A 444-nucleotide genomic window follows, 5' to 3' on the forward strand; every position below is an offset into this window, starting at 1 on the left:
GCAGTGCGTCGCGCCCTCTGCGGCCATGACGCGGCCGGGCACCGCCGACGCCATCGCGCCCAGGATGGCGCCGACGATGCGAGGATGCGTTTCGGTATTGCCGCCCACTTCGGGGGCCGGGAAATCGACGTTGACGATGGTGCCCGGCGGCGCGATCACGCGGATCGGCCGGAAGCAGCCCGAATTGCGCGGAATGGACGAATCCGTCATGTGCAGCACCGCGTTGTAGGCGGCCGAGGTGGCCACGCCCAGCGTGGCATTGATGGGCCCGGCCGCCTGCGGCGACGAGCCCGTGTAATCGACGATGATCTCGCCGCCGCGCTTGTGCACCTCCACCTGCACCCGATATTGCCGCTCGGCGTCGATGCCATCGCTCTCGATCATGTCGGAGAACTGGTAGATGCCGTCGGGAATCGCCTCGAGTTCGGCGCGCATGCGCCGCTC

The 444-nt window shown here is 68.5% G+C and carries 1 protein-coding gene; it reads right to left on the bottom strand.

The window, feature by feature from the left end:
• On the bottom strand, window positions 1–444 hold a 444-nt coding region (locus tag KDH83_RS31655), incomplete at both ends, for a hydantoinase B/oxoprolinase family protein (protein WP_212323134.1).

Source organism: Achromobacter sp. Marseille-Q0513, from assembly GCF_018195695.1.
Classification (GTDB): domain Bacteria; phylum Pseudomonadota; class Gammaproteobacteria; order Burkholderiales; family Burkholderiaceae_B; genus Achromobacter.